Annotated in this window: 1 protein-coding gene; it reads right to left on the bottom strand. The window is 66.5% G+C overall.

The window, feature by feature from the left end:
• A partial coding sequence (locus A5732_RS08240) for a condensation domain-containing protein (RefSeq protein ID WP_253189027.1) occupies positions 1-674 on the bottom strand: 674 nt, incomplete at both ends.

Genomic DNA, 674 nt, shown 5'->3' with positions numbered 1-674 from the left:
ATATGGTGCATCACGGCCACCAGCACATGCTCGTCCGCGCCAACACGGAAAAGCCTTGCCCGCAACGGGATCTCGGTGGCTAAATCAAACGGCTGACGCACTATGGGATCGACGGTCTCCTGCAGCCGGGCCGGCGACCAGTCGGTGGCATCGACGACCTGCCAACCGAAGTCGGCCCGCTCGGCCGGGATCACCTGCTGCTGGGGTATCCCCTCGACCGCCGGGAACAGTGTGCGCAGGCTTTCTTGGCGGGCCACCACATCGGCCAGCGCCGCCCCCAACGCCTCGGCATCCAGCCGTCCGCTGAGCCGCAACGCCGCCGCCATGTTGTAAATCGGTGAAGGCCCGAGCAACTGGTCGATAAACCACAACCGCTGCTGGGCAAACGACAACGGCACCACCGCCGGCCGCTCGGTGGCCACCAACGGCTCGCGCCGACCGCCATCTCCATTTACCCGGAGCGCCAACTGGGTAACCGTGGGCGCCTCGAACACCGTACGCACGGAAAGGTCGGCATCCAACCCCATTTCGATCGCGGCGACCAGGCGCATCGCCAACAGCGAGTCCCCACCCAGATCGAAGAAGGACTCGTCGACACCGACCCGCTCGAGCCCCAGTACCTCGGCGAACATTCCCGCCAGGATCTCCTCGACCGGGCCGGCCGCGGCGCGATA

Origin of the sequence: Mycobacterium colombiense (assembly GCF_001953985.1) — a bacterium.
Taxonomy (GTDB): Bacteria; Actinomycetota; Actinomycetes; order Mycobacteriales; family Mycobacteriaceae; genus Mycobacterium; species Mycobacterium colombiense_B.
The sequence above is the reverse complement of the archived record's forward strand: the minus strand, read 5'-3'. Positions and strand labels throughout refer to the sequence as shown.